This window comes from Pseudomonas sp. PsB (assembly GCF_043658375.1).
In the GTDB taxonomy this organism is placed as follows: Bacteria; Pseudomonadota; Gammaproteobacteria; order Pseudomonadales; family Pseudomonadaceae; genus Aquipseudomonas; species Aquipseudomonas putida_Z.
In genome coordinates, this window is the sequence record NZ_JBIGLU010000005.1 from 185,246 (window position 1) to 209,393 (window position 24,148).

Here is a 24,148-nt window from a genome sequence, read left to right on the forward strand (position 1 = left end):
TGGCTTCAGGGACCGCTTTGCGGTCCATTCGCAGCACAAGGCTGCTCCTACAGGGATCGCGTATTTCTGTAGGAGCAGCCTTGTGCTGCGAATGGGCCGCAAAGCGGCCCCAGGGTGATCAGCGCAAGCCGCGCTGCAGCTCGTCGAGGTCGCGGATGTACTTGAACACCTTGCGCGCGGCGGCAGGCGGTTTGTTCCGCGCCTTCTCGTGCTGGGCATGGCGCACCAGCGAGCGCAGTTGCTGGCGATCGGTGTCGGGGTATTCGCTGACGAAGCGCTCGAGGTCTTCGTCGTTACCGTCGATCAACCGGTCGCGCCAGCGCTCCAGGCCGTGGAAGCGCTCGTTGTACTGGCGGGTCGAGCTGTCCATCTGTTCGAGCAAGGCGTGGATGGCATCCAGGTCCTGCACGCGCATCAGCTTGCCGACAAACGACATGTGGCGTTTGCGGGCACCGTGAGCGGTGTGCTTGCTGGCTTCGGCCAGGGCCTTGCGCAGCTCGTCGGTCAACGGCAGGCGAGCCAGGGTATCGGCCTTGAGCGTGGTAAGGCGCTCGCCGAGTTCGACCAGCGCATGCAGCTCGCGCTTGATCTGGGTTTTGCTTTTTTCGCCGTCGAAGGCGTCGTCGTTTGAATCAACCATGGTGGCAGTCCGCTAGAAATCGCCGCCATGATAACCAGTCGGGGGCCGCTTGTCCGGCCCGGTCGTAGAATGACCCTCGCCGAACGCAGAATTTGAGTGGAGAGAACCATGAGTGCAGTCCAGAGCGTAGGTCCGAAGGACCTGCCAGCATTGCAGGAGCAGGTCGAGGCGATCATCGCCGAAGCGCGCCGCCAGGGGGCCAGTGCCTGCGAAGTGGCGGTGTCGCTGGAGCAGGGCCTGTCCACCACGGTACGCCAGCGAGAGGTCGAAACGGTCGAGTTCAACCGCGACCAGGGCTTTGGCATCACCCTCTATGTGGGCCAGCGCAAAGGCTCGGCCAGCACCTCGGCCAGTGGCCCGGAAGCGATTCGCGAAACCGTCGCCGCGGCCTTGGCGATTGCCAAGCATACCTCCGAAGACGAATGTTCCGGCCTGGCCGACGCAGCGTTGATGGCCCGCGAGATCCCGGACCTGGACCTGTACCACGACTGGAACCTCGAGCCGGAGAAGGCCATCGAGATGGCCCTGGCCTGCGAGGCGGCGGCGTTCGACGCCGACCCGCGTATCCTCAATGCCGACGGCACCACCCTCAATACCCACCAGGGCTGCCGCGTGTATGGCAACAGCCATGGTTTCATCGGTGGCTATGCCTCGACCCGGCACAGCCTGAGCTGCGTGATGATCGCCGAAGGCGACGGCCAGATGCAGCGGGACTATTGGTACGACGTGAACCGCCAAGGCAACCTGCTGGCAGACCCGCGTAGCATCGGCGTGCGCGCTGCCCAGCGTGCTGCCAGCCGCCTGGGTGCGCGACCGGTGCCGACCTGCGAGGTGCCGGTGCTGTTCTCGGCCGAGCTGGCCGGTGGCCTGTTCGGCAGCTTCCTGTCGGCCATCTCCGGCGGCAACCTGTATCGCAAGTCGTCGTTCCTGGAGGGGACCATCGGCCAGCGCCTGTTCCCTACCTGGCTGACCCTCGACGAGCGCCCGCACATTCCGCGGGCACTGGGCAGTGCCGCATTCGACGGCGATGGCCTGGCTACCTATGCCAAGCCGTTCGTCGACAAGGGTGAGCTGGTGTCGTACCTGCTGGGTACCTATTCCGGGCGCAAGCTGGGTTTGCCAAGCACGGCCAATGCCGGCGGCGTGCACAACCTGTTCGTCAGCCATGGTGTCGAAGACCAGGCGGCGCTGATCCGGCGCATGGGCCGCGGGCTGCTGGTGACCGAGTTGATGGGGCATGGCCTGAACATGGTGACGGGGGATTATTCCCGTGGCGCGGCAGGGTTCTGGGTCGAGAATGGCGAGATTCAGCACGCGGTGCAGGAAGTGACCATTGCCGGGAACATGAAAGACATGTTCCAGCAGATTGTCGCGATTGGCAGCGATATTGAGACCCGCAGCAACATTCACACCGGGTCGGTGCTGATCGAGCGGATGACAGTCGCCGGTAGCTGATCCACAGCCTGTACCGGCCTCTTCGCGGGTAAACCCGCTCCCACAAGAATCGCACAAGGCTCAAGTCTGGTGCAGTACCTGTGGGAGCGGGTTTACCCGCGAAGAGGCCGGTGCAGGCTAAGGAGAATTTTCAATGAAACCGAAGACCCGGCCCCCACGCCGGGTTTTTTGTTTCATCACCTTTTTCTTGAAGTGATTCTATTTATCACTTAATAATGAATATCATTATCCAGTAACCCGGCGATGATGTTCATGAAACCCGTCCTCCGTGAACTGCCCTACCTGGAAAACTGGCGCTGGCTCAGCCGACGCATCCGCTGTGCGCTCGAGCCCGACGAGCCGCGCTTGATCGAGCATTACCTGGCTGAAGGCCGTTACCTGGTGTGCTGCACCGAGACCTCGCCATGGACGGTGGCGCTGACCTCCTTCCGCCTGCTGCTGGATACCGCCTGCGACCGCATGCTGCCCTGGCATTGGCGCTGCCTGTGCCTGGACCAGGCCTGGCGCCCGCTGCTGGACCTGCGCAACCTCGACCGCGAGGCACAGAACCAGCGCTGGCAGCCCTACGCCCTGCAGTTGGCCAATTGCCGCTTGCTGCCGTCGATTTCTCCCGATGAACTGATGCAAGGATTTGATGATGAGTGATACCCGTATCGAGCGTGACAGCATGGGCGAACTGCAGGTGCCGGCCCAGGCCCTGTACGGTGCCCAGACCCAGCGCGCGGTCGACAACTTCCCGATCAGCGGCCAGCGCATGCCGGCCCAGTTCATTCGTGCGCTGCTGCTGGCCAAGGCTGCCGCGGCCAAGGCCAACGTCGAACTGGAACAGCTGTCGACCGCGCAGGGCCAGGCCATCGTAACGGCAGTCGAGCAACTGCTGGCGGGTGACTTCATCCAGCATTTCCCGGTGGATGTGTTCCAGACCGGCTCCGGCACCAGCTCGAACATGAACGCCAACGAGGTGATCGCGACTCTGGCCAGCCGCGTGCTGGGTGAGGCCGTCAACGCCAACGACCACGTCAACTGCGGCCAGAGCAGCAACGACATCATCCCGACCACCATTCACGTCAGCGCCGCCCTGGCCCTGCACGAGCAACTGCTGCCAGCCCTGGCGCACCTGGTACAGGTGATCGAGGCCAAGTCGGCACAGGTGCATCAGCACGTGAAGACCGGCCGCACCCACCTGATGGACGCCATGCCAGTGCGCATGAGCCAGGTGCTGGATGGCTGGGCGGCGCAGATCAATGGCGCCAAGGCACACATCGAAGCGACCCTGCCGAGCCTGCAGGCGCTGGCCCAGGGTGGCACCGCCGTGGGCACCGGCATCAACGCTCACCCACAGTTCGCTGCCGGTTTCGCCAGCCAGCTCAGCGGCCTGACCCAGGTCGAGTTCACCCCCGGGCAGAACCTGTTCGCCCTGATCGGCTCGCAGGACACCGCGGTGGCCCTGTCCGGCCAGCTCAAGACTGCCGCCGTGGCGCTGATGAAGATCGCCAACGACCTGCGCTGGATGAACTCTGGCCCGCTGGCCGGGCTGGGCGAAATCGAGCTGCAAGGCCTGCAGCCGGGCTCTTCGATCATGCCGGGCAAGGTCAACCCGGTGATTCCGGAGGCCACCGCCATGGTCGCCGCCCAGGTGATCGGCAATGACGCCACCATCGCCATCGCCGGTCAGTCCGGCAACTTCGAACTGAACGTGATGCTGCCGGTGATCGCCCGCAACCTGCTGGAGAGCATCGAGCTGATGGCCAACGTCAGCCGCCTGCTGGCCGACAAGGCCATCGCCAGCTTCAAGGTCAACGAAAGCAAGCTCAAGGAAGCCCTGGCACGCAACCCGATTCTGGTCACGGCGCTGAACCCGATCATCGGCTACCTCAAGGCCGCTGAAATCGCCAAGACCGCCTACAAGCAGGGCCGTCCGATCATCGACGTGGCGCTGGAGCACACCGACCTGTCGCGTGACCAGCTGGAAGCGCTGCTGGACCCGGAGAAGCTCACCGCCGGTGGTATCTGACACTGAGTCACGGCCCAAGCGCCAGCGGTGGCCGCATTGGTCATCGCCCAACCCATGCCTACGGAATGCACTGATATGCCCCATACCTTGCCTGCACTGCCTTACGCCTACGCTGCGCTGGAACCGCACATCGACGCGCAGACCATGGAAATCCACCACACCAAGCACCACCAGACCTACGTCAATGGCCTCAACGCCGCCATCGAAGGCACCGAGTGGGCTGGGTGGCCGGTGGAAAAACTGCTCGGCGCGGTCGGGCAACTGCCGGAAAACCTGCGTGGTGCGGTGACCAACCATGGCGGCGGCCACGCCAACCACAGCCTGTTCTGGACCGTGATGTCACCGCAGGGCGGGGGAGAGCCGCAGGGCGCTCTGGCGCAGGCCATCGACGCCCAACTGGGCGGCTTCGATGCCTTCAAGGAGGCCTTCACCAAGGCTGCGCTGACCCGCTTCGGCAGTGGCTGGGCCTGGCTCAGCGTGACCCCGCAGAAAACCCTGGTAGTGGAAAGCAGCGGCAACCAGGACAGCCCGCTGATGCACGGCAACACGCCAATCCTCGGCCTGGACGTGTGGGAGCATGCCTACTACCTGAAGTACCAGAACCGTCGTCCGGAATACATCGGTGCTTTCTACAACGTCATTGACTGGGCGGAAGTGGAGCGCCGCTACCTCGAAACCCTGAAGTGAGTCTCCCCGGTATGCGCTCCCAGATGATGTATGTCAGCCGTGTGCGCCTGTTTCGCCTGTTTCGCCTGTTTCGCCTGTTTCGCCTGGCGCTTGGGACTTTGCTGTTGCTGGCAGGCACTGCATTACTATTGGCGCGCGGCTTCGCCTGGTTGGACCTGGCCTGGCCAGCTTGGGGCTGTGCATCGGTTTGCGCCGGATGATGGGGTGTTCACCGGCTTCGCTGTGGGAGCGGCACATAACTCATTGAATTGGCGGGGACTCTGTGGGAGCGGCTTTAGCCGCGAACACCGGCGCAGCCGGTGCCATGCACCGCGTTGGATTCTTCGCGGCTAAAGCCGCTCCCACAGGGTACGCGTACCGCTTGCGAATGAGCCAGCGAGTTTCATTCGCCTTCGTCGAAGAAGTTGTTGATCAGCTCGACCAGCGCATCCATGGCATCAACGTCCTGCTCGCCTTCGGTATGCAGGTGCACCTGGGTGCCTTTGCCGGCCGCCAGCATCATCACCGCCATGATGCTCTTGCCATCCACCAGCTTGTCCGGCGCACGGCCAACCCTGACCTGGCAGGGGAAGCGGCCGGCAACGCCGACGAACTTGGCTGCCGCCCGGGCATGCAGACCCAGCTTGTTGATGATGGTGATTTCACGGGCGGGCATCGTGGGGCGGATCCTTGGGCTAGAGGTCGCGGTGGCGGACCTGGACGTTTTTCAGGGATTGCTGCAGCAGCTGGCCAAGGCGTTCGGTAATGTACACCGAGCGGTGGTGGCCGCCCGTGCAGCCAATGGCAATGGTGACGTAGGCACGGTTGCTGGCGGCGAAGCGGGGCAGCCACTTGAGCAGGTAGCTGGAAATGTCGTTGAACATCTCTTCGACATCCGGCTGTGCGGCCAGGTAGTCGATTACCGGTTGGTCGAGGCCGGAATGCTCACGCAGCTCGGGTTTCCAGTAGGGGTTGGGCAGGCAGCGCACATCGAACACCAGGTCGGCATCTACCGGCATTCCGCGCTTGAAACCGAACGACTCGACCAGGAACGCGGTGCCAGGCTCGGGCTGGTTGAGCAGGCGCAGCTTGATCGAATCACGCAGCTGGTAAAGGTTCAGGCTGGTGGTATCGATCTTCAGGTCGGCCAGGTCTGCAATCGGCCCAAGCAATTCGCTTTCCACCCGAATCGCTTCCGCAAGCGAGCGGTCGGCGTTGGTCAGCGGGTGGCGTCGGCGGGTTTCCGAGAAGCGCTTGAGCAGTACGTCTTCGTCGGCATCCAGGTACAGCACGTCGCACTGGATATGCCGGGCGCGGGCTTCTTCGAGCAACTCGGGGAAACGCGTCAGGTGGCTGGGCAGGTTGCGCGCGTCGATCGACACGGCGACCTTGGGTTGCAGCAACTCGGTATTGATCAGCGCATTTTCCGCCAGCTGTGGCAGCAGCCCGGCGGGCAGGTTGTCAATGCAGTAGAAACCGTTGTCTTCCAGGACATCGAGGGCGGTGCTCTTGCCGGAGCCGGACCGGCCGCTGACGATGATCAGGCGCATGTTCAGTGCTCGTTCTGTACGTCCAGGACAACCTGGAACAGGGCCTCGCTGCTGGTGGCCGCACGCAGGCGATCACGGACCTCCTTGCGATCGAGCATGCTGGCAATCTGGCGCAGCAATTCCAGATGGGCATCGGTGGCGGCTTCAGGCACCAGCAGGACGAACAGCAGGTCCACCGGCGCGCCATCGATGGCGTCGTAGTCGATAGGGGCTTCCAGGTGCAGCAGGGCGCTGACCGGAGCGGAACATCCTTCCAGCCGGCAGTGCGGGATGGCGATGCCGTTGCCGAAACCGGTCGAACCGAGTTTTTCCCGGGCGACCAGTTTTTCGAAGACGTCTTGCATCTCCAGTTCGGGCACTTGTTCAGCGATGACGGTGGCGACCTTTTCCAGGGCGCGCTTCTTGCTGCCGCCCGGCACGTTCACGAGGGAACGGCCGGGGGTCAGGATGGTTTCAAGTCGGATCATGGATGAGGGGGATCAGCGGGCAGCTGCACCTTGCAGCAGGCTTTGCTGTTTTTCCTTGTGTTTTTTCAGTTGGCGGTCGAGCTTGTCGGCCAAGGCGTCGATCGCTGCATACATGTCTTCGTGTTCGGCGTTGGCAACCACTTCGCCGCCGGGAATCTGCAAGGTCGCCTCGACCTTCTGCTGCAGCTTCTCGACTTTCATGATGACCTGCACGTTGGTGATCTTGTCGAAGTGACTTTCCACGCGAGCGAGCTTTTCAAGCACATAATCGCGCAGTGGCTGGGTGACTTCTACATGCTGTCCACTGATATTGACTTGCATACAGCTTCTCCTTTGTTGCCCGTGCATAAAGAGGCAGGTCTTGCACCTGCCCCACAAACGCTGTGGCACATCTCAGGGGCTACATCAGTCGCTTGCGCTCGCTCGACGGTGCGATGCCGAGTGACTCGCGGTACTTGGCGACGGTGCGACGGGCTACCTGGATGCCTTGTGCCTCCAGTAAACCAGCGATCTTGCTGTCACTCAATGGCTTTTTCTGATTTTCCGCCGCAACCAGTTTCTTGATGATCGCGCGGATCGCCGTAGACGAGCATTCTCCGCCTTCGGAGGTGCTGACGTGGCTTGAGAAAAAGTATTTCAGTTCGTAGATGCCACGCGGGGTGTGCATGTATTTCTGCGTGGTTACCCGCGAAATGGTCGACTCGTGCATGCCCACCGCTTCGGCGATGTCATGCAGTACCAGCGGCTTCATCGCTTCGTCGCCGTGGTCGAGGAAGCCGCGCTGGTGCTCGACGATCTGCGTGGCCACCTTCATCAGGGTTTCGTTGCGGCTTTGCAGGCTCTTGATGAACCAGCGTGCTTCCTGCAGCTGGTTGCGCATGAAGGTGTTGTCGGCGCTGGTGTCGGCCCGGCGCACAAAACCGGCGTACTGCGGGTTGACGCGCAGGCGCGGAATGGCCTCCTGGTTCAGCTCCACCAGCCAGCGGTCGCTGTCCTTGCGCACGATGACGTCGGGCACCACGTACTCGGGCTCGCTGGACTCGATCTGCGAGCCGGGGCGCGGGTTGAGGCTTTGTACCAGTTCGATGACCTGGCGCAGCTCGTCTTCCTTGATTTTCATGCGACGCATCAGCTGGCTGTAGTCACGGCTGCCGAGCAGGTCGATGAAGTCGGTGACCAGGCGCTTGGCTTCGGCCATCCACGGGGTGCTGGCGGGCAGTTGGCGCAGTTGCAGCAACAGGCATTCGCCCAGGGTGCGGGCGGCAACGCCGGCTGGCTCGAACTGCTGGATGCGGTGCAGCACCGCTTCGACCTCGTCCAGCTCGATATCCAGCTCCGGGTCGAAACCGGCGCAGATTTCCTCAAGGGTGTCTTCCAGATAGCCCTGGCCGTTGATGCTGTCGATCAGGGTGACGGCGATCAGGCGGTCGGTGTCGGACATCGGGGCCAGGTTCAGTTGCCACAGCAGGTGGCTTTGCAGGCTTTCGCCGGCCGATGTGCGGGTGGTGAAGTCCCACTCGTCGTCGTCGTTGCTCGGCAGGCTGCTGGCACTGGTCTGGTAGATGTCTTCCCAGGCGGTGTCGACCGGCAGTTCGTTGGGGATGCGCTCGCTCCACTCGCCGTCTTCCAGGGTGTCGGCACTGGTGGTGCTTTCCTGGAAGCTGTTGTCCTGGACTTCGGCGGCCGGCTTGTTCTCGGCGTTGTCCGCCATCGGGTCGCTGTTGTCGAAGTCGTCGCCGTCTTCCTGACGTTCGAGCATCGGGTTCGACTCCAGCGCTTCCTGGATTTCCTGTTGGAGGTCCAGGGTGGAGAGCTGGAGCAGGCGGATGGCCTGTTGCAACTGCGGTGTCATCGTCAGTTGCTGGCCCATTTTTAGGACGAGCGATGGTTTCATGGCTGGGGCTTAATACCTTGTTCGCCGGCGCGCATGCGCCATCCACTACACGAGGGCGCCGGGGCGCCAGATCAAGCAAGTTTTATGCCTTAAATTGTAGCGTTTGCCTAGAGCACCGTAACACTTTACCCCGGGTTTCAGGGCGATTTGCCAGTACTCCAGGCGCGTGCCAGGCTCAGAGCCGGAACTCGTGGCCCAGGTAAACCTCTTTGACCAGGTCGTTGGCCAGGATGGTTTCGGCGTCGCCTTCGGCGATCAGCCGGCCATCGTTGACGATATAGGCGGTTTCGCAGATATCCAGGGTCTCACGCACGTTGTGGTCGGTGATCAGTACACCGATACCCTTGGCCTTGAGGTGATGGATGATCTGCTTGATGTCGCCGACCGAAATCGGGTCGACACCGGCAAACGGTTCGTCCAGCAGGATGAACTTGGGTGCGGTCGCCAGCGCGCGGGCAATTTCCACGCGGCGGCGCTCACCACCGGACAGGCTCATGCCGAGGTTGTCGCGAATGTGGCTGATGTGGAACTCCTGCAGCAGGCTTTCCAGCTCTTTGCGCCGGCCGTCGCGATCGAGTTCCTTGCGGGTCTCGAGGATGGCCATGATGTTGTCGGCCACCGACAGCTTGCGGAAGATCGAGGCTTCCTGCGGCAGGTAGCCGATGCCGGCGCGGGCGCGACCGTGCATGGGCTGGTGGCTGACATCGAGGTTGTCGATCAGCACGCGCCCCTGATCGGCCTGGACCAGGCCGACGATCATGTAGAAGCAGGTGGTCTTGCCGGCGCCGTTGGGGCCGAGTAGGCCGACGATCTGGCCGCTGTCGATAGACAGGCTGACGTCACGTACGACTTGCCGCCCCTTGTAGCTCTTGGCCAGGTGCTGGGCTTTGAGGGTTGCCATTTACTCGGCCTTCTTCTTGGGCTGGATCACCATGTCGATACGCTGACGCGGCGAGGTCACGTTGCCACCGCGACCGGCGGTTGCCACCTGGGTCTGGGTGTTGTAGACGATCTTCTCGCCTTCGGTGGTGTTGCCTTCGTTCTCGACCTTGGCGCGGTCGGTGAGGATCACCATGTCCTTCTGCGACTGGTACTGGATGGTCACCGCCCAGCCTTTCATCTTGTCTGGCTTGGCTGCGCTCTGCTGCTGCTCGAAGTAGGCCAGGTTGCCCACCGAGGTCACCACGTCGATGTCGCCGGAGGCGGAGCGGGTGATGGTCACGGTGTTGCCTTTGATCATCATCGAACCCTGGGTGATGATCACGTCGCCGGTGTAGGTGGCCACGCCCTGCTTGTCGTCCAGGTGGGCGTTGTCGGCCTGGATGCGGATAGGCTGGTCACGGTCGTTCGGCAGGGCGAGGGCGCTCGCGCTTCCCAGTGCTGCGCTCAGGCTGAGCAAAAGGGGGAGGGTTTTAACGAGCCTCATACTGTCCTCTTACGTTAGAGAGCAAGTCCATCTTGCCTTCTTTCAAATACGCTTTCATTCCTTTGCCCGTAGTTGTGCCACCGGCGCCGTCGATTCTAACGGCTTGCTCGGTCTGCGCATATTGCTTCTGCGGGAACACGGTCATGCGTGAGCTGGTAATGATCATTTCGCGCTGCTTTTCGTCGGTGCGGGCGACCCGTACGTTGTCGATCAGTTCGACTTCGCTGCCGTCCGGGTTGACTTCGGCGCGGGTGCTCTGCACGTGCCACGGGTATTCGGTACCGCGGTACAGGTGCAGGTCCGGCGTGGTCAGCAGGGTGATTTCGCTGGCCTTGAGGTGTTCGACCTTGTCGGCGGTCATTTCGTACTGCAGCTTGCCGTCGGGCAGGAACTGCACACTGTGGGCGTTGACCGCATAGTAGTCGATGGCGCTTTCGTCGACCTGGGTCACCGGCTTGTCGAGGAAGCTTTCCGGGCTGACATTCCAGTAGCCGATCGCCACCAGCAGGGCGGCGATCACCGCGAGCAGCGCAATGTTGCGGGCTTTCTTGCTGAACATGGGCAGCCTTACAGGTAGTTGGCGTTGGCAGCGTCCAGGGTGCCCTGGGCCTGCATGATCAGTTCGCAGAATTCACGGGCCGCGCCTTCGCCGCCACGTGCCTGGGTCACGCCATGGGCGTGCTGGCGAACGAACGGCGCGGCGTTGGCCACCGCCATGCCCAGGGCGACCCGGCGGATTACCGGCAGGTCGGGCAGGTCGTCGCCCAGGTAGGCCACTTGAGCATAGCTCAGGCCCAGTTCGGCGAGCAGGCCGTCCAGCACCACCAGTTTGTCCTCGCGGCCCTGGTACAGGTGCGGGATGCCGAGGTTCTTCGCCCGGCGCTCGACCACCGGGGTCTTGCGCCCGCTGATGATCGCGGTGGTCACGCCCGAGGCCATGAGCATCTTGATGCCCTGGCCGTCGAGGGTGTTGAAGGTCTTGAACTCGCTGCCGTCCTCGAGGAAGTACAGGCGCCCGTCGGTGAGCACGCCGTCCACGTCGAACACTGCCAGCTTGATGTTCTTGCCGCGTTGCATGAGGTCCTGGTTCATTCCATCGCTCCTTTACATCACGCCGGCGCGCAGCAGGTCGTGCATGTTCAGGGCGCCGGTGGGGCGGTCCTCGCGGTCCACCACCACCAGGGCGCCGATCTTGTGGTCTTCCATGATCTTCAGGGCCTCGGCCGCGAGCATTTCGGCGCGGGCCGTCTTGCCGTGCACGGTCATTACCTGGTCGATCAGGGTGGTGTGGACGTCGATGTTGCGGTCCAGGCTGCGGCGCAGGTCGCCGTCGGTGAAGATCCCTGCCAGCTTGCCATCGGCTTCGACGATCACGGTCATGCCCAGGCCTTTGCGGGACATTTCAAGGAGTGCGTCCTTGAGCAGGGTGCCGCGGGGCACCTGGGGCAGTTCGTCGCCGGCGTGCATCACGTTTTCCACCTTGAGCAGCAGCCGGCGGCCCAGTGCACCACCCGGGTGCGAGAAGGCAAAGTCCTCGGCGGTGAAGCCGCGGGCTTCGAGCAGGGCAATGGCCAGCGCGTCGCCCAGCACCAGCGATGCGGTGGTGGAGGAGGTGGGGGCCAGGTTCAGTGGGCAGGCCTCTTGCTCGACGCGGGCGTCGAGGTTGACCTCGGCAGCCTGGGCCAGGGGCGAGTCCGGGTTGCCGGTCAGGCTGATCAGCTTGATGCCCAGGCGCTTGATCAGCGGCAGCAGGGTGACGATTTCGGCGGTGCTGCCGGAATTCGACAGGGCAAGGATGACATCATCGCGGGTGATCATGCCCATGTCGCCATGGCTGGCTTCGGCCGGGTGCACGAAAAACGCCGGCGTGCCGGTGCTGGCCAGGGTGGCGGCGATCTTGTTGCCGATGTGCCCGGACTTGCCCATGCCGACCACGACGACCCGGCCCTTGCTGGCCAGGATCAGTTCGCAGGCCTTGACGAAATTGTCGTCGATGCGCGCCAGCAGGGCCTCTACGGCCTCGAGTTCCAGGCGCAGGGTGCGTTGGGCGGATTGGATCAGCTCGCTGGATTGGCTCATGTCGAAAAAGCAATGCCTGATGAAAAGGCGGCGATTATAGCTGCAATGAAAGAAACCCTCACGCTTTCGATTGCCGTGGTGAATGTCTCGCCAGCCTGTCGCAGGGCTGAACGACTCGTTAGCCGACCTTGGGGCGGCGCTGTCAGCGGTGCTATAGTTCGCCGCTATTCGGCCTGCCAGGGGTGCTTGTGCCTTCCAGATGGAGGCCGACGTCCATTAGGACGAGGCTGCACTAGCAAGGAGTCTAGATGAGTGTGGATAGCGCCTACGCGGTCGAGTTGAAGGGGGTTACCTTCAAACGCGGTTCGCGCAGCATTTTCAGCAACGTCGACATTCGCATCCCGCGCGGCAAGGTCACCGGTATCATGGGGCCATCGGGTTGCGGAAAGACCACGTTGCTCCGCCTGATGGGCGCGCAGTTGCGCCCCTCCAGCGGTGAGGTCTGGGTTGCCGGGCAAAACCTGCCGACGCTGTCGCGCAGCGACCTGTTCGACGCCCGCAAGCAAATGGGGGTGCTGTTCCAGAGCGGCGCGCTGTTCACCGATCTCGATGTGTTCGAGAACGTCGCGTTCCCGCTGCGCGTGCACACCCAGCTGTCGGACGAGATGATCCGCGATATCGTGCTGATGAAGCTGCAGGCCGTGGGGCTGCGCGGTGCCATCGACCTGATGCCCGACGAGCTGTCCGGTGGCATGAAACGCCGTGTGGCGTTGGCCCGGGCGATTGCCCTGGACCCGCAGATCCTCATGTACGATGAACCGTTCGTCGGCCAGGACCCGATCGCCATGGGTGTATTGGTGCGTCTGATCCGCCTGCTCAACGACGCCCTGGGTATCACCAGCATCGTCGTTTCCCATGACCTGGCGGAAACCGCCAGCATCGCCGACTACATCTATGTGGTAGGTGATGGCCAGGTGCTGGGCCAGGGGACGCCTGACGAGCTGATGGGCTCGGACAACCCGCGCATTCGCCAGTTCATGAAGGGCGATCCGGACGGCCCGGTGCCTTTCCATTTCCCTGCGCCTGACTACCGCGCCGACCTGCTGGGAGCGCGTTGATGCGCAGAAAATCCTTACTCGAACGTGTCCGCCTGCTGGGGCGCTCGGCCATCGACGTGCTGGCGGTGCTGGGGCGCTCCTGTCTGTTCCTGTTCCATGCGCTGATCGGCCGTGGCGGCATCGGTGGCGGCTTCCAGCTGCTGGTCAAGCAGCTGTATTCGGTGGGCGTGCTGTCGTTGGCGATCATCGTCGTGTCCGGCGTGTTCATCGGCATGGTGCTGGCGCTGCAGGGCTTCAGCATCCTGACCAAGTACGGCTCGGAGCAGGCAGTGGGGCAGATGGTTGCCCTGACCCTGCTGCGTGAGCTCGGCCCGGTGGTGACGGCATTGCTGTTCGCCGGCCGTGCCGGTTCGGCGCTGACCGCAGAAATCGGCAACATGAAGTCCACCGAGCAGTTGTCGAGCCTTGAAATGATCGGCGTCGACCCGCTCAAGTACATCGTCGCGCCGCGCCTGTGGGCCGGTTTCATCTCGTTGCCGTTGCTGGCGCTGATCTTCAGCGTGGTCGGCATCTGGGGTGGCTCGTGGGTGGCGGTGGACTGGCTGGGCGTCTACGAGGGCTCGTTCTGGGCCAACATGCAGAACAGTGTTTCGTTCACCGACGACGTGCTCAACGGGCTGATCAAGAGCCTGGTATTTGCCTTCGTCACGACCTGGATCGCCGTATTCCAGGGGTACGACTGTGAGCCCACCTCAGAAGGGATCAGCCGTGCCACCACCAAGACCGTGGTCTATGCCTCGTTGGCAGTGCTGGGTCTGGACTTTATTCTGACCGCCTTGATGTTTGGAGATTTCTGATGCAAAACCGCACCCTGGAAATCGGTGTCGGCCTGTTCCTCCTGGCCGGGATCCTGGCGCTGCTGCTGCTCGCCCTGCGTGTCAGCGGGCTGTCGGCCAGCCCGAGCAGCGATACCTATAAAGTTTATGCCTACTTCGACAATATCGCCGGTTTGACGGTCAGAGCTAAAGTGACCATGGCCGGTGTGACCATCGGCAAGGTTACCGCCATCGATCTGGACCGTGATTCCTACACCGGTCGGGTGACGCTGCAGCTGGACAAGTCGGTGGACAACCTGCCGACCGATTCCACTGCCTCGATCCTGACCGCCGGGTTGCTTGGCGAGAAGTACATCGGCATCAGCGTGGGCGGTGAGGACCAGGTGCTCAAGGACGGCGGGACCATCCACGACACCCAGTCTGCGCTGGTGCTGGAAGATCTGATTGGCAAGTTCCTGCTCAACTCCGTTGGCAAGGAACCGAAAGAAGCGCAACCGGCTAATTAAGGAGTTTCCATGATTTCCATCCTGCGACGTGGCCTGCTGGTCCTGCTGGCGGCCTTCCCCCTGCTGACCATGGCTGCGCAGACGCCTCACGATGTGGTTCAGGGCACCACCACTGAACTGCTGGGCGACCTCAAGGCCAACAAGGAACAGTACAAGTCCAACCCCAACGCCTTCTACGATGCGCTGAACCGCATCCTCGGCCCGGTGGTGGACGCTGACGGTATTTCCAGAAGCATCATGACCGTCAAGTACTCGCGCAAGGCTACCCCCGAGCAGATGCAGCGCTTCCAGGAAAACTTCAAGCGCAGCCTGATGCAGTTCTATGGCAATGCCCTGCTCGAGTACAACAACCAGGGCATCACCGTCGACCCGGCCAAGGCTGATGACGGCAAGCGCGCCAGCGTTGGCATGAAGGTCACCGGCAACAACGGTGCCGTGTATCCGGTGCAGTACACCCTGGAAAACATCGGCGGCGAGTGGAAGGTGCGTAACGTGATCGTCAACGGCATCAACATCGGCAAGCTGTTCCGCGACCAGTTCGCCGACGCCATGCAGCGTAATGGCAACGACCTGGACAAGACCATCGACGGCTGGGCCGGCGAAGTGGCCAAGGCCAAGCAGGCCGCCGACAACTCGCCAGAGAAGACCGTCAAATGAGTGAGGCCGGTGTAAGCATGGCCGAGCCGGGCGTGCTGCGCCTGGCCGGCGTGCTGGACTACCGCAGCGGGCCGGCCCTGCGCAAGCAGGGCAAGGCGCTGATCGCGGCCTGCCGCGAGGCGCAGTTGGTGCTCGATTGCTCGGCAGTGCAGCGCTCCACCAGTGTCGGCCTGTCGTTGCTGCTGGCATTCATGCGTGATGCCCAGGCCGCCGGCAAGGGTTGCCAGGTGCGCAGCATGCCCGACGACATGCGGGAAATTGCCGAGGTTTATGACCTCGATGAAGTGCTGGCAACCTGATGGCCTGGCACGGATGATGGCCCCTCGGTCAGCGAAGCCCTCGTTGGGCTTCGCAGGCGAGGGGCTTTTTTGTATGATGGCCGACCCGTGCGCATCGGGCGCCGATTGAGGTTGAGCATGCAGGCCGTAGAAGTTAAAAGCTTCCTTGAAGAGAAATTGCCGGGTTCCCGGGTCGAAGTTGAAGGCGAAGGCTGCAACTTCCAGTTGAACGTGATCAGCGACGAGTTGGCTGGCCTGAGCCCGGTCAAACGCCAGCAGGCGATCTATGCTCACCTGAATCCGTGGATCGCCAATGGCAGCATCCATGCGGTAACCATGAAATTTTTCAGCAGCGCAGCCTGGGCTGAGCGCACCTGAGCCAACGTGGCGGCGAGATTCCAATGGACAAACTGATTATTACTGGCGGCGCTCGCCTTGATGGCGAGATCCGCATTTCGGGCGCGAAGAACGCAGCCCTGCCGATTCTGGCGGCGACCCTGCTGGCCGACGGCCCGGTCACCGTGGGCAACCTGCCGCACCTGCACGACATCACCACCATGATCGAGCTGTTCGGCCGCATGGGCATCGAGCCGGTGATCGACGAAAAGCTGGCGGTCGAGATCGACCCTCGCACCATCAAGACCCTGGTTGCACCTTACGAGCTGGTCAAGACCATGCGTGCCTCGATCCTGGTGCTGGGCCCGATGGTCGCCCGTTTCGGCGAGGCCGAAGTGGCCCTGCCTGGCGGTTGCGCCATTGGCTCGCGCCCGGTCGACCTGCACATCCGTGGCCTCGAGGCCATGGGCGCGAAGATCGAAGTCGAAGCCGGCTACATCAAGGCCAAGGCGCCTGAGGGTGGCCTGCGCGGTGCGCACTTCTTCTTCGACACCGTGAGCGTGACCGGTACCGAGAACATCATGATGGCCGCTGCCCTGGCCAAGGGCCGCAGCGTGCTGCAGAACGCCGCGCGCGAGCCGGAAGTGGTCGACCTGGCCAACTTCATCAACGCCATGGGCGGCAAGGTTCAGGGCGCTGGTACCGACACCATCGTCATCGATGGCGTCGAGCGCCTGCACTCGGCCAACTACCGCGTGATGCCGGACCGTATCGAGACCGGTACCTACCTGGTTGCCGCTGCCGTGACTGGCGGCCGCGTCAAGGTCAAGGACACCGATCCGACCATCCTTGAAGCCGTACTGGAAAAACTCAAGGAAGCCGGTGCCGACATCAACACTGGCGAAGACTGGATCGAGCTGGACATGCACGGCAAACGGCCGAAAGCCGTCAACCTGCGTACCGCCCCGTACCCGGCGTTCCCGACCGACATGCAGGCGCAGTTCATCTCGCTCAACGCCATTGCCGAAGGCACCGGTGCAGTGATCGAGACGATCTTCGAAAACCGCTTCATGCACGTCTACGAAATGCACCGCATGGGCGCGCAGATCCAGGTCGAAGGCAACACTGCCATCGTCACTGGCGTCAAGGCGCTGAAGGGGGCCCCGGTAATGGCCACCGACCTGCGTGCTTCCGCCAGCCTGGTGCTGTCGGCGCTGGTAGCCGAAGGCGATACCCTGATCGATCGCATCTACCACATCGACCGTGGTTACGAGTGCATCGAAGAAAAACTGCAGATGCTGGGCGCGAAGATCCGTCGCGTACCGGGCTAGTAGCCCGTCGGCATACCGTGTGGGAGCGGGCTTGCCCGCGAATACCGGCAGAGCCGGTGCCATGCACCGCGGTGGTTGCTTTGCGGGCAAGCCCGCTCCCACAATGAATCAAATGCGGTCGGGCTCGACGCCCGGCCGGCAGTAGCCGCTTAAGGACCGACGTTCCAATGTTGACCATCGCGCTTTCCAAAGGCCGTATTCTCGACGATACCCTGCCGTTGCTGGCCGAGGCCGGTATCGTGCCGACCGAGAACCCGGACAAGAGCCGCAAACTGATCATCCCCACCACGCAGGACGATGTGCGCCTGCTGATCGTGCGTGCCACCGACGTGCCGACCTATGTCGAGCATGGTGCCGCCGACCTGGGTGTGGCCGGCAAGGATGTGCTGATGGAGTACGGCGGCCAGGGCCTTTACGAGCCCCTGGACCTGCAGATTGCCCGTTGCAAGCTGATGACCGCTGGCGTGGTCGGCGCACCCGAGCCCAAGGGCCGTCTGCGCGTGGCTACCAAGTTCGTCAACGTAGCCAAGCGCTACTACGCCGAACAGGGCCGCCAGGTCGACATCATCAAGCTGTACGGCTCGATGGAACTGGCTCCGCTGATCAACCTGGCCGACAAGATCATCGACGTGGTCGACACCGGCAACACCCTGCGTGCCAACGGCCTGGAGCCCCAGGAACTGATCGCCACGATCAGCTCGCGCCTGGTGGTCAACAAGGCCTCCATGAAAATGCAGCACGCCCGTATCCAGAGCCTGATCGACACGCTGCGCGGTGCGGTCGAATCGCGACACCGCGGCTGACTCTCTACCGACTGCGCGCGGCCTTCGCTGCCGCGCCCGTCTATCCGCGTCATAGCCATTTTTCTCGGGTGCCCGCGCGGATGGACTGGTAGCCTAGGGCGCCTGAGCATTCGCCAATAATCGAGGCCCTCGCCATGACCGTGTCCACTGCAATTGCCCGTCTCAACGCTGCTGATCCGGATTTCGCCCGACATCTGGATCATCTGCTGAGCTGGGAAAGTGTGTCCGATGACGCGGTCAACCAGCGCGTGCTCGACATCATCAAGGCCGTGCGCGAGCGTGGCGATGCGGCATTGGTGGAATTCACCCAGCGTTTCGATGGTGTCGATGCCAAGTCCATCGATGACCTGATCCTCGATCGCGAGCGCCTGGAACTGGCCCTGACCCGCATTACCCCGGTCCAGCGCGAAGCCCTGGAAAAGGCTGCCAACCGTGTGCGCATGTACCACGAGCGGCAGAAGCAGGATTCCTGGCAGTACACCGAGGCCGACGGCACCGTGCTTGGCCAGAAGGTCACCCCGCTGGACCGCGCCGGCCTGTATGTGCCGGGTGGCAAGGCGTCGTACCCGTCGTCGGTGCTGATGAACGCCATCCCGGCCAAGGTCGCCGGTGTGGCCGAAGTGGTGATGGTGGTGCCGACCCCGCGTGGCGAGGTCAACGAGCTGGTGCTGGCGGCTGCCTGCATCGCCGGTGTCGACCGTGTGTTCACCGTCGGTGGCGCCCAGGCTGTCGCTGCCCTGGCCTACGGTACCGAAAGCGTGCCGCAGGTGGACAAGATCGTCGGCCCGGGCAACATCTACGTCGCCACCGCCAAGCGCCACGTGTTTGGCCAGGTGGGTATCGACATGATCGCCGGCCCGTCGGAAATCCTCGTGGTATGCGACGGCCAGACCGACCCGGACTGGATCGCCATGGACCTGTTCTCCCAGGCCGAGCACGACGAAGATGCCCAGGCCATCCTGGTCAGCCCGGACGCCGCCTTCCTCGACCGCGTTGCCGCCAGCATCGACAAGCTGCTGCCGACCATGGAACGTGCCGAGATCATCGAGAAGTCGATCAATGGCCGTGGTGCGCTGATTCAGGTGCGTGACATGCAGCAGGCCATGGAAGTGGCCAACCGCATCGCACCCGAGCACCTGGAACTGTCGGTGGCCGACCCGCAGGCCTGGCTGCCGCACATCCGCCACGCTGGCGCGATCTTCATGGGTCGCCACACCAGCGAAGCGCTGGGCGACTACTGCGCAGGGCCCAACCACGTACTGCCGACCTCCGGCACCGCGCGTTTCTCGTCGCCGCTGGGGGTGTATGACTTCCAGAAGCGCTCGTCGATCATTTTCTGCTCCGAGCAGGGCGCGTCCGAGCTGGGCCACACCGCCTCGGTCCTGGCCCGTGGCGAGTCGCTGACCGCCCACGCCCGCAGCGCCGAATACCGCATCCTGACCCAAGAGAAGGGGAACTGAGCATGAGTCGATTCTGGAGCCCCTTCGTCAAGGACCTGGTGCCTTACGTGCCGGGCGAGCAGCCCAAGCTGGCCCGCCTGGTCAAGCTGAACACCAACGAAAACCCCTACGGCCCGTCGCCCAAGGCGCTGGAGGCCATGCGCGGCGAGCTGAACGACAACCTGCGCCTGTACCCGGACCCGAACGGTGACCGGCTGAAGCAGGCGGTGGCCGAGTACTACGGCGTGACGCCGGCACAAGTGTTCGTCGGCAACGGCTCGGACGAGGTGCTGGCGCACATCTTCCACGGCCTGTTCCAGCACGACGCACCGCTGCTGTTCCCTGACATCAGCTACAGCTTCTACCCGGTCTACTGCGGCCTGTACGGTATCGCCTTCGAGCAGGTGGCGCTGGACGAGCAGTTCCAGATCCGCATCGAGGACTACAACAAGCCCAATGCCGGCATCATCTTCCCCAACCCCAACGCGCCGACCGGTTGCCTGATGCCGCTGCAAGCGGTGGAGCAGTTGCTGCAGGCCAACCGTGATTCGGTGGTGGTGGTCGATGAAGCCTACATCGACTTCGGTGGCGAAACGGCGATCAGCCTGGTGGACCGCTACGACAACCTGCTGGTCACCCAGACCCTGTCGAAGTCGCGTTCGCTGGCCGGGCTGCGGGTTGGCCTGGCGGTGGGGCACCCGGACCTGATCGAAGCGCTGGAGCGAATCAAGAACAGCTTCAACTCCTACCCGCTGGACCGTGCCGCGATCGTCGGCGCGGCGGTGGCATTCGAGGACCGCGAGTACTTCGAGGAAACCTGCCGCAAGGTGATCGACAGCCGCGAGGTGTTGGTCGGGCAGCTGCAGGCCAAGGGCTTCGAAGTGCTGCCGTCGGCGGCCAACTTCATCTTCGCTCGCCATCCGCAACAAGATGCCGGTGAGCTGGCTGCACGCCTGCGCGAGCAGGGCGTGATCGTGCGCCACTTCAAGCAGCCGCGCATTGCCCAGTTCCTGCGCATCACCATCGGTACGCCAGAGATGAACCAGGCGCTGCTCGATGCGTTGACCTGACGTCATCCACTGCCCTGCGCGGTCCTTGTAGGAGCGGCCTTGTGTCGCGATAGGGCCGCAAAGCGGCCCCAGCAGTTTTTGCATCTGCGCTGAAATCCAGGGGCCGCTTTGCGGCCCTTTCACGACACAAGGCCGCTCCCACAAAAAATCGCGCCAGGTTTCTAATCGCAGCTCTCTCCAATGACAAACACTTTGCCCACCGGTATGCTGCGCCAATTCATCGGATGATTGGTTGAGTTGCATGAGTACCGAATTGACCAGGCGGTCCCTGGTCGAACTGGCCGTCGAGCGCATGCGCGAACGCATCGTGCTGGGCGACTGGCAGGTTGGCCAGCGTTTGCCGACCGAGCCGGAACTGGCCCTGCAGTTGGGCATAAGCCGCAACACCGTACGCGAGGCCATGCGTGTGCTGGCATTCAGTGGCCTGGTGGAGATCCGCCAGGGCGACGGCAGCTACCTGCGCACGGCCCAGGACCCGCTGCAGGCGGTGCAGGCGATGTCACGCTGCACGCCCGAGCAGGCCCGTGAAACCCGGCACATCCTCGAAGCCGAGGCCATCGGCCTGGCCGCACTGCGCCGAACCGACGCCGACCTGCAGGCGCTGCGTGATGCCCTGGCCAGCAGTGCCGGGCATTTTCACGGTGATATCGATGCTTATGTGGCCTGCGACCTGGTGTTTCACCAGCGGCTGGTCGATGCCGCCCACAACCCGGCCTTGAGTGAGCTGTACCGGTACTTTTCCGGGGTGGTGGCTGCCGCGCTGCAGCACAACATGGCGACCGTGCCGCGCTGCCAGGCCACGTTCGACCTGCATGGGCAGATCCTTGCCGCCATCGAGCAACGCGATGCGGAGCAGGCCAAGCGCCTGAGCCGTACCCTTATCGAATCCTGACTCCGAGAAGGCCATGGCTGATTCCATCACCCGTAACACCCCACCGAGCGAGCGGGACCTCGAAGAGTTGCTGATCGACGCCGAGGCTGACGACGAACAGGTCCAACAGCAGCCGGTACAGGTACAGCGGCCTTGGCTGTTGTTGCTCGGCCTGGTGCTGGTGGCTTTGAACCTGCGACCGGCATTGTCGAGCATGGCGCCAGTGCTGGGCCAGGTGTCCGAAGGCCTGGGGCTGAACGCCTCGCAGGCCGGTTTGCTGACTACCTTGCCAGTGCTGTGCCTGGGCCTGTTCGCCCCTTTGGCGCCGGTGCTGGCGCGGCGCTTTGGCAGCGAGCGGGTGATCCTCGGCATTCTCGCTACCCTGGCGCTTGGCATTGTCGTGCGCAGTAGCCTGGGGGCCACCGGGGTGTTCCTCGGCAGCCTCATGGCGGGGGCCAGCATCGGCATCATTGGCGTGCTGTTGCCGGGCATCGTCAAGCGCGATTTCCCGCAGCACGCTGGCACGCTGACCGGCGTGTACACCATGGCGTTGTGCCTGGGCGCCGCCATGGCGGCTGGCGCCACGGTGCCCCTGGCCCAGCATTTCGACGGCTGGGCGCTGGGGCTTGGCTTCTGGATGTTGCCGGCCCTGCTGGCCATGCTGGTATGGCTGCCGCAGGCCCGCCAAGGTCATGGCCTGCACAAGGTCGCCTATCGCGTGCGTGGGCTGTGGCGTGATCCGCTGGCCTGGCAGGTGACCCTGTACATGGGCCTGCAGTCGTCACTGGCCTACATCGTCTTTGGCTGGTTGCCATCGATCCTGATCGGTCGCGGCCTGAGCCCGACCGAGGCGGGGCTGGTGCTGTCGGGGTCGGTGATCGTGCAGTTGGTCAGTTCGCTCAGTGCGCCCTGGCTGGCCACTCGCGGCAAGGACCAGCGCCTGGCGATCGTGCTGGTCATGCTGATTACCCTGGCCGGCCTGTTCGGTTGCCTGTATGCGCCGCTTTCCGGGCTGTGGGGCTGGGCGGTTGTGCTGGGCCTGGGGCAGGGCGGTACCTTTGCCCTGGCGCTGACCTTGATCGTGCTGCGCTCGAAGGATGCCCATGTGGCGGCGAACCTGTCGAGCATGGCGCAGGGGGTGGGTTATACCCTGGCGTCGATGGGGCCGTTTGCGGTGGGGCTGGTGCATGACCTGACCGGGGGCTGGGCGGCAGTGGGGTGGATCTTTGCCGTGCTGGGGGTGGGGGCCATCGTGTTCGGCCTGGGCGCCGGGCGCGCTTTGCATGTGCAGGTGAGCAGCGAGAAAGTCTGAAGGGGCCTCTTCGCGGGCACGCCCGCTCCCACAGGAGAGCCACAGGTTCGAAGCGTGTGTAGATCCTGTGGGAGCGGGCGCGCCCGCGAAGAGGCCGGTACTGGCATATGCAACCGGGGCAGATTATCGTGCTGCTTTCATCCCCAGGACGGACCAGCCCCCCCATGAGCGACGCCAACCGCGACCTGATCACCCGCTTCTACCAGGCCTTCCAGCGCTTGGACGCCGAGGCCATGGTCGCCTGCTACAGCGACGATATCGTCTTCAGCGACCCGGTCTTCGGCACCTTGCGTGGCAAGGATGCAGGCGACATGTGGCGAATGCTCACCAGCCGGGCCAAGGACTTCACCCTGACCTTCGACAACGTCCGCGCCGATGAACGCACAGGCGCCGCACATTGGGTGGCCACCTACCTGTTCAGCCAGACCGGCCGCATCGTGGTCAACGATATCCAGGCGCGTTTCCTGATTCGTGACGGGCTGATCTGCCAGCACGATGACCACTTCGACTTGTGGCGCTGGTCGCGGCAGGCGCTGGGTGTGCCTGGCATGCTGCTGGGCTGGTCGCCGCTGGTGCAGAACAAGGTACGCCAGCAGGCGTTCAAAGGCCTGCGGGCATACCAGCATGCTCAAGGCAGCGCTACCGCCTGATCACTCTCGTGGTAGCTGAAGGCGGCGCGTTCATTGAGGTCGTTCGGTAGACGAATACGAATGACAGGTATGAATGTGCCGTTGGTCCTGTGCCAATCCTGCTGATCGGCCTGAGCTTGTTGCAATGCGCCGTAAGCGCCTTCGATATGGAAGAACGACTGGATTGGCAGCTTGCTGGATTGCTTTTCGTCCCACGCACCGATCACCACCTCGTTCCACGGGAACGGTAGTTCAGGCGCAAACAACTGTTTGGCGCGTATGCTCTGGTAGAAGGCTTCAGCTCGCTCGGGAACCCGCGCCCGGCGGATATCGAATGCGCATTGGGCCTTGTAGTCGCCGCTTTGCCGGAACCGCGCCATCCATTGCTCGGCAGTGAGTATTCCCTGTTCATGGCAAGCCGCTTCGGTTGGGGCCGTCTGCCGATTGTCGCCGCAACCTCGGTTGTCACGCTCCCAGGTGTCGCCGTCAGTGGGCCAGGCGCATAGCATTTCATAGCGCAAGCTATCTTTTGGGCGTTGCAGCATCGGGTACAGGGTAAAACCGCTACGGCCGTCGGCAGCCAGCTGCGTGGTGGGAATGTCGCTGCGCAGGTATGAAAACGATACGCCGCCTTTGTCCTTGCTGTTCTGGCTATGATGCCAGGAATGATAACGCGGTGAAGGTTTGGTCGACCTTAGCAAGACGCCCGAACAGGCGTGGGCAGGTACCGCGTTGCCCGGGCAATGCGCGGGCGTGGAGTCGTAGTTTTTCTGCAACTGTTCGGCGGTCCGGGCGCCGATGGAGGCCTGGGCGGTGGATACGCCGGCCAATAGGGCAGCGGCAAGCAAGGTGCGGGATACTGAAGTGAGCATGATGAAGCCCTTCTGGGGT

29 protein-coding genes are annotated in these 24,148 nt (G+C 63.2%); 17 read left to right on the forward strand and 12 right to left on the reverse strand.

The window, feature by feature from the left end:
* Positions 1-118: 118 nt before the first annotated feature.
* The gene (yjgA, locus tag ACGLHT_RS09890) at positions 119-640 is read right to left on the reverse strand and encodes a ribosome biogenesis factor YjgA (RefSeq protein WP_025337817.1); all 522 of its coding nucleotides are present in this window, start codon (positions 638-640) and stop codon (positions 119-121) included.
* A 108-nt stretch (positions 641-748) separates the two neighbouring features.
* Here yjgA and pmbA point away from each other — a divergent pair, with 108 nt between their 5' ends.
* From pmbA to ACGLHT_RS09910, 4 genes are all read left to right on the forward strand, one after another.
* Positions 749-2,095 (forward strand): metalloprotease PmbA, encoded by a 1,347-nt coding sequence (pmbA, locus tag ACGLHT_RS09895; RefSeq protein WP_137163051.1) that lies wholly within the window; start codon positions 749-751, stop codon positions 2,093-2,095.
* A gap of 243 nt (positions 2,096-2,338) precedes the next feature.
* Positions 2,339-2,740 carry a hypothetical protein gene (locus tag ACGLHT_RS09900; RefSeq protein ID WP_025337819.1) on the forward strand — a complete coding sequence of 134 codons (402 nt, stop codon included), beginning with the start codon at positions 2,339-2,341 and terminating at the stop codon, positions 2,738-2,740.
* On the forward strand, positions 2,733-4,109 hold the full coding sequence (locus tag ACGLHT_RS09905) for a lyase family protein (protein ID WP_025337820.1): 1,377 nt from the start codon (positions 2,733-2,735) through the stop codon (positions 4,107-4,109). The genes ACGLHT_RS09900 and ACGLHT_RS09905 overlap by 8 nt, the downstream gene beginning before the upstream one ends.
* Positions 4,110-4,184: 75 nt before the next feature.
* The gene (locus ACGLHT_RS09910) at positions 4,185-4,796 is read left to right on the forward strand and encodes a superoxide dismutase (protein WP_137163052.1); all 612 of its coding nucleotides are present in this window, start codon (positions 4,185-4,187) and stop codon (positions 4,794-4,796) included.
* Between the two features lie 382 nt (positions 4,797-5,178).
* On the opposite strand, the gene ACGLHT_RS09915 is transcribed toward ACGLHT_RS09910, so the two are convergent.
* The 10 genes from ACGLHT_RS09915 to ACGLHT_RS09960 all read right to left on the reverse strand — a co-directional run bounded on the left by ACGLHT_RS09915 (position 5,179) and on the right by ACGLHT_RS09960 (position 12,191).
* Positions 5,179-5,451 (reverse strand): HPr family phosphocarrier protein, encoded by a 273-nt coding sequence (locus ACGLHT_RS09915; protein ID WP_023660775.1) that lies wholly within the window; start codon positions 5,449-5,451, stop codon positions 5,179-5,181.
* A gap of 19 nt (positions 5,452-5,470) precedes the next feature.
* The gene (gene rapZ, locus ACGLHT_RS09920) at positions 5,471-6,325 is read right to left on the reverse strand and encodes an RNase adapter RapZ (protein ID WP_025337823.1); all 855 of its coding nucleotides are present in this window, start codon (positions 6,323-6,325) and stop codon (positions 5,471-5,473) included.
* Positions 6,326-6,327: 2 nt separating this feature from the next.
* On the reverse strand, positions 6,328-6,792 hold the full coding sequence (ptsN, locus tag ACGLHT_RS09925; protein ID WP_015269060.1) for a PTS IIA-like nitrogen regulatory protein PtsN: 465 nt from the start codon (positions 6,790-6,792) through the stop codon (positions 6,328-6,330).
* A 12-nt stretch (positions 6,793-6,804) separates the two neighbouring features.
* On the reverse strand, positions 6,805-7,113 hold the full coding sequence (gene hpf, locus ACGLHT_RS09930) for a ribosome hibernation-promoting factor, HPF/YfiA family (RefSeq protein ID WP_003255135.1): 309 nt from the start codon (positions 7,111-7,113) through the stop codon (positions 6,805-6,807).
* Between the two features lie 79 nt (positions 7,114-7,192).
* Positions 7,193-8,686 (reverse strand): RNA polymerase factor sigma-54, encoded by a 1,494-nt coding sequence (locus ACGLHT_RS09935; RefSeq protein ID WP_015269061.1) that lies wholly within the window; start codon positions 8,684-8,686, stop codon positions 7,193-7,195.
* Between the two features lie 175 nt (positions 8,687-8,861).
* A complete protein-coding gene (gene lptB, locus ACGLHT_RS09940) occupies positions 8,862-9,587 on the reverse strand; it encodes an LPS export ABC transporter ATP-binding protein (RefSeq protein ID WP_015269062.1) in 726 nt (241 codons plus the stop codon).
* A complete protein-coding gene (gene lptA / locus ACGLHT_RS09945) occupies positions 9,588-10,112 on the reverse strand; it encodes a lipopolysaccharide transport periplasmic protein LptA (protein WP_015269063.1) in 525 nt (174 codons plus the stop codon). It abuts the gene before it with no gap.
* Positions 10,099-10,671, reverse strand: a complete 573-nt coding sequence (gene lptC, locus ACGLHT_RS09950; protein WP_025337824.1) for an LPS export ABC transporter periplasmic protein LptC — start codon at positions 10,669-10,671, stop codon at positions 10,099-10,101. The genes lptA and lptC overlap by 14 nt, the downstream gene beginning before the upstream one ends.
* 8 nt (positions 10,672-10,679) lie before the next feature.
* Entirely contained in the window at positions 10,680-11,204 is a 525-nt protein-coding gene (locus ACGLHT_RS09955) for an HAD family hydrolase (protein WP_024086339.1), read from the reverse strand.
* A gap of 12 nt (positions 11,205-11,216) precedes the next feature.
* Positions 11,217-12,191: an SIS domain-containing protein gene (locus ACGLHT_RS09960; RefSeq protein WP_003257920.1), complete on the reverse strand. Its 975-nt coding sequence runs from the start codon at positions 12,189-12,191 to the stop codon at positions 11,217-11,219.
* Between the two features lie 248 nt (positions 12,192-12,439).
* Here ACGLHT_RS09960 and ACGLHT_RS09965 point away from each other — a divergent pair, with 248 nt between their 5' ends.
* The 13 genes from ACGLHT_RS09965 to ACGLHT_RS10025 all read left to right on the forward strand — a co-directional run bounded on the left by ACGLHT_RS09965 (position 12,440) and on the right by ACGLHT_RS10025 (position 23,278).
* Positions 12,440-13,249, forward strand: a complete 810-nt coding sequence (locus ACGLHT_RS09965) for an ATP-binding cassette domain-containing protein (protein ID WP_012270662.1) — start codon at positions 12,440-12,442, stop codon at positions 13,247-13,249.
* Positions 13,249-14,046, forward strand: coding sequence for a lipid asymmetry maintenance ABC transporter permease subunit MlaE (mlaE, locus tag ACGLHT_RS09970; protein ID WP_025337825.1), 798 nt, complete (start codon positions 13,249-13,251; stop codon positions 14,044-14,046). The genes ACGLHT_RS09965 and mlaE overlap by 1 nt, the downstream gene beginning before the upstream one ends.
* Positions 14,046-14,531, forward strand: a complete 486-nt coding sequence (gene mlaD / locus ACGLHT_RS09975; protein WP_003257921.1) for an outer membrane lipid asymmetry maintenance protein MlaD — start codon at positions 14,046-14,048, stop codon at positions 14,529-14,531. The genes mlaE and mlaD overlap by 1 nt, the downstream gene beginning before the upstream one ends.
* 9 nt (positions 14,532-14,540) lie before the next feature.
* Entirely contained in the window at positions 14,541-15,188 is a 648-nt protein-coding gene (locus ACGLHT_RS09980) for a phospholipid-binding protein MlaC (protein ID WP_025337826.1), read from the forward strand.
* Positions 15,185-15,487 (forward strand): lipid asymmetry maintenance protein MlaB, encoded by a 303-nt coding sequence (locus ACGLHT_RS09985; RefSeq protein WP_025337827.1) that lies wholly within the window; start codon positions 15,185-15,187, stop codon positions 15,485-15,487. The genes ACGLHT_RS09980 and ACGLHT_RS09985 overlap by 4 nt, the downstream gene beginning before the upstream one ends.
* Positions 15,488-15,604: 117 nt before the next feature.
* Positions 15,605-15,844: a BolA family protein gene (locus ACGLHT_RS09990; RefSeq protein WP_003255121.1), complete on the forward strand. Its 240-nt coding sequence runs from the start codon at positions 15,605-15,607 to the stop codon at positions 15,842-15,844.
* Positions 15,845-15,867: 23 nt separating this feature from the next.
* The gene (gene murA, locus ACGLHT_RS09995; RefSeq protein WP_085705453.1) at positions 15,868-17,133 is read left to right on the forward strand and encodes a UDP-N-acetylglucosamine 1-carboxyvinyltransferase; all 1,266 of its coding nucleotides are present in this window, start codon (positions 15,868-15,870) and stop codon (positions 17,131-17,133) included.
* Positions 17,134-17,300: 167 nt separating this feature from the next.
* Entirely contained in the window at positions 17,301-17,936 is a 636-nt protein-coding gene (gene hisG, locus ACGLHT_RS10000) for an ATP phosphoribosyltransferase (protein ID WP_003257924.1), read from the forward strand.
* Positions 17,937-18,070: 134 nt separating this feature from the next.
* Positions 18,071-19,396, forward strand: a complete 1,326-nt coding sequence (gene hisD, locus ACGLHT_RS10005) for a histidinol dehydrogenase (protein ID WP_085705454.1) — start codon at positions 18,071-18,073, stop codon at positions 19,394-19,396.
* Between the two features lie 2 nt (positions 19,397-19,398).
* Positions 19,399-20,445, forward strand: a complete 1,047-nt coding sequence (gene hisC, locus ACGLHT_RS10010; protein ID WP_075043871.1) for a histidinol-phosphate transaminase — start codon at positions 19,399-19,401, stop codon at positions 20,443-20,445.
* 241 nt (positions 20,446-20,686) lie between these two features.
* The gene (locus tag ACGLHT_RS10015) at positions 20,687-21,337 is read left to right on the forward strand and encodes a FadR/GntR family transcriptional regulator (protein WP_274119720.1); all 651 of its coding nucleotides are present in this window, start codon (positions 20,687-20,689) and stop codon (positions 21,335-21,337) included.
* A gap of 13 nt (positions 21,338-21,350) precedes the next feature.
* Entirely contained in the window at positions 21,351-22,628 is a 1,278-nt protein-coding gene (locus ACGLHT_RS10020; RefSeq protein ID WP_274078563.1) for an MFS transporter, read from the forward strand.
* 164 nt (positions 22,629-22,792) lie between these two features.
* Positions 22,793-23,278 carry a nuclear transport factor 2 family protein gene (locus ACGLHT_RS10025; protein ID WP_137163057.1) on the forward strand — a complete coding sequence of 162 codons (486 nt, stop codon included), beginning with the start codon at positions 22,793-22,795 and terminating at the stop codon, positions 23,276-23,278.
* Here ACGLHT_RS10025 and ACGLHT_RS10030 read toward each other — a convergent pair.
* On the reverse strand, positions 23,257-24,129 hold the full coding sequence (locus tag ACGLHT_RS10030; protein WP_137163058.1) for a hypothetical protein: 873 nt from the start codon (positions 24,127-24,129) through the stop codon (positions 23,257-23,259). The genes ACGLHT_RS10025 and ACGLHT_RS10030 overlap by 22 nt on opposite strands.
* Positions 24,130-24,148: the final 19 nt, after the last annotated feature.

Excerpts from the sequence above, each read along its gene's own strand:
- yjgA (WP_025337817.1), bottom strand. The coding sequence starts at position 640 with ATGGTTGATTCAAACGACGACGCCTTCGACGGCGAAAAAAGCAAAACC.
- pmbA (WP_137163051.1), top strand. The coding sequence starts at position 749 with ATGAGTGCAGTCCAGAGCGTAGGTCCGAAGGACCTGCCAGCATTGCAG.
- ACGLHT_RS09900 (WP_025337819.1), top strand. The coding sequence starts at position 2,339 with ATGATGTTCATGAAACCCGTCCTCCGTGAACTGCCCTACCTGGAAAAC.
- ACGLHT_RS09905 (WP_025337820.1), top strand. The coding sequence starts at position 2,733 with ATGAGTGATACCCGTATCGAGCGTGACAGCATGGGCGAACTGCAGGTG.
- ACGLHT_RS09910 (WP_137163052.1), top strand. The coding sequence starts at position 4,185 with ATGCCCCATACCTTGCCTGCACTGCCTTACGCCTACGCTGCGCTGGAA.
- ACGLHT_RS09915 (WP_023660775.1), bottom strand. The coding sequence starts at position 5,451 with ATGCCCGCCCGTGAAATCACCATCATCAACAAGCTGGGTCTGCATGCC.
- rapZ (WP_025337823.1), bottom strand. The coding sequence starts at position 6,325 with ATGCGCCTGATCATCGTCAGCGGCCGGTCCGGCTCCGGCAAGAGCACC.
- ptsN (WP_015269060.1), bottom strand. The coding sequence starts at position 6,792 with ATGATCCGACTTGAAACCATCCTGACCCCCGGCCGTTCCCTCGTGAAC.
- hpf (WP_003255135.1), bottom strand. The coding sequence starts at position 7,113 with ATGCAAGTCAATATCAGTGGACAGCATGTAGAAGTCACCCAGCCACTG.
- ACGLHT_RS09935 (WP_015269061.1), bottom strand. The coding sequence starts at position 8,686 with ATGAAACCATCGCTCGTCCTAAAAATGGGCCAGCAACTGACGATGACA.
- lptB (WP_015269062.1), bottom strand. The coding sequence starts at position 9,587 with ATGGCAACCCTCAAAGCCCAGCACCTGGCCAAGAGCTACAAGGGGCGG.
- lptA (WP_015269063.1), bottom strand. The coding sequence starts at position 10,112 with ATGAGGCTCGTTAAAACCCTCCCCCTTTTGCTCAGCCTGAGCGCAGCA.
- lptC (WP_025337824.1), bottom strand. The coding sequence starts at position 10,671 with ATGTTCAGCAAGAAAGCCCGCAACATTGCGCTGCTCGCGGTGATCGCC.
- ACGLHT_RS09955 (WP_024086339.1), bottom strand. The coding sequence starts at position 11,204 with ATGAACCAGGACCTCATGCAACGCGGCAAGAACATCAAGCTGGCAGTG.
- ACGLHT_RS09960 (WP_003257920.1), bottom strand. The coding sequence starts at position 12,191 with ATGAGCCAATCCAGCGAGCTGATCCAATCCGCCCAACGCACCCTGCGC.
- ACGLHT_RS09965 (WP_012270662.1), top strand. The coding sequence starts at position 12,440 with ATGAGTGTGGATAGCGCCTACGCGGTCGAGTTGAAGGGGGTTACCTTC.
- mlaE (WP_025337825.1), top strand. The coding sequence starts at position 13,249 with ATGCGCAGAAAATCCTTACTCGAACGTGTCCGCCTGCTGGGGCGCTCG.
- mlaD (WP_003257921.1), top strand. The coding sequence starts at position 14,046 with ATGCAAAACCGCACCCTGGAAATCGGTGTCGGCCTGTTCCTCCTGGCC.
- ACGLHT_RS09980 (WP_025337826.1), top strand. The coding sequence starts at position 14,541 with ATGATTTCCATCCTGCGACGTGGCCTGCTGGTCCTGCTGGCGGCCTTC.
- ACGLHT_RS09985 (WP_025337827.1), top strand. The coding sequence starts at position 15,185 with ATGAGTGAGGCCGGTGTAAGCATGGCCGAGCCGGGCGTGCTGCGCCTG.
- ACGLHT_RS09990 (WP_003255121.1), top strand. The coding sequence starts at position 15,605 with ATGCAGGCCGTAGAAGTTAAAAGCTTCCTTGAAGAGAAATTGCCGGGT.
- murA (WP_085705453.1), top strand. The coding sequence starts at position 15,868 with ATGGACAAACTGATTATTACTGGCGGCGCTCGCCTTGATGGCGAGATC.
- hisG (WP_003257924.1), top strand. The coding sequence starts at position 17,301 with ATGTTGACCATCGCGCTTTCCAAAGGCCGTATTCTCGACGATACCCTG.
- hisD (WP_085705454.1), top strand. The coding sequence starts at position 18,071 with ATGACCGTGTCCACTGCAATTGCCCGTCTCAACGCTGCTGATCCGGAT.
- hisC (WP_075043871.1), top strand. The coding sequence starts at position 19,399 with ATGAGTCGATTCTGGAGCCCCTTCGTCAAGGACCTGGTGCCTTACGTG.
- ACGLHT_RS10015 (WP_274119720.1), top strand. The coding sequence starts at position 20,687 with ATGAGTACCGAATTGACCAGGCGGTCCCTGGTCGAACTGGCCGTCGAG.
- ACGLHT_RS10020 (WP_274078563.1), top strand. The coding sequence starts at position 21,351 with ATGGCTGATTCCATCACCCGTAACACCCCACCGAGCGAGCGGGACCTC.
- ACGLHT_RS10025 (WP_137163057.1), top strand. The coding sequence starts at position 22,793 with ATGAGCGACGCCAACCGCGACCTGATCACCCGCTTCTACCAGGCCTTC.
- ACGLHT_RS10030 (WP_137163058.1), bottom strand. The coding sequence starts at position 24,129 with ATGCTCACTTCAGTATCCCGCACCTTGCTTGCCGCTGCCCTATTGGCC.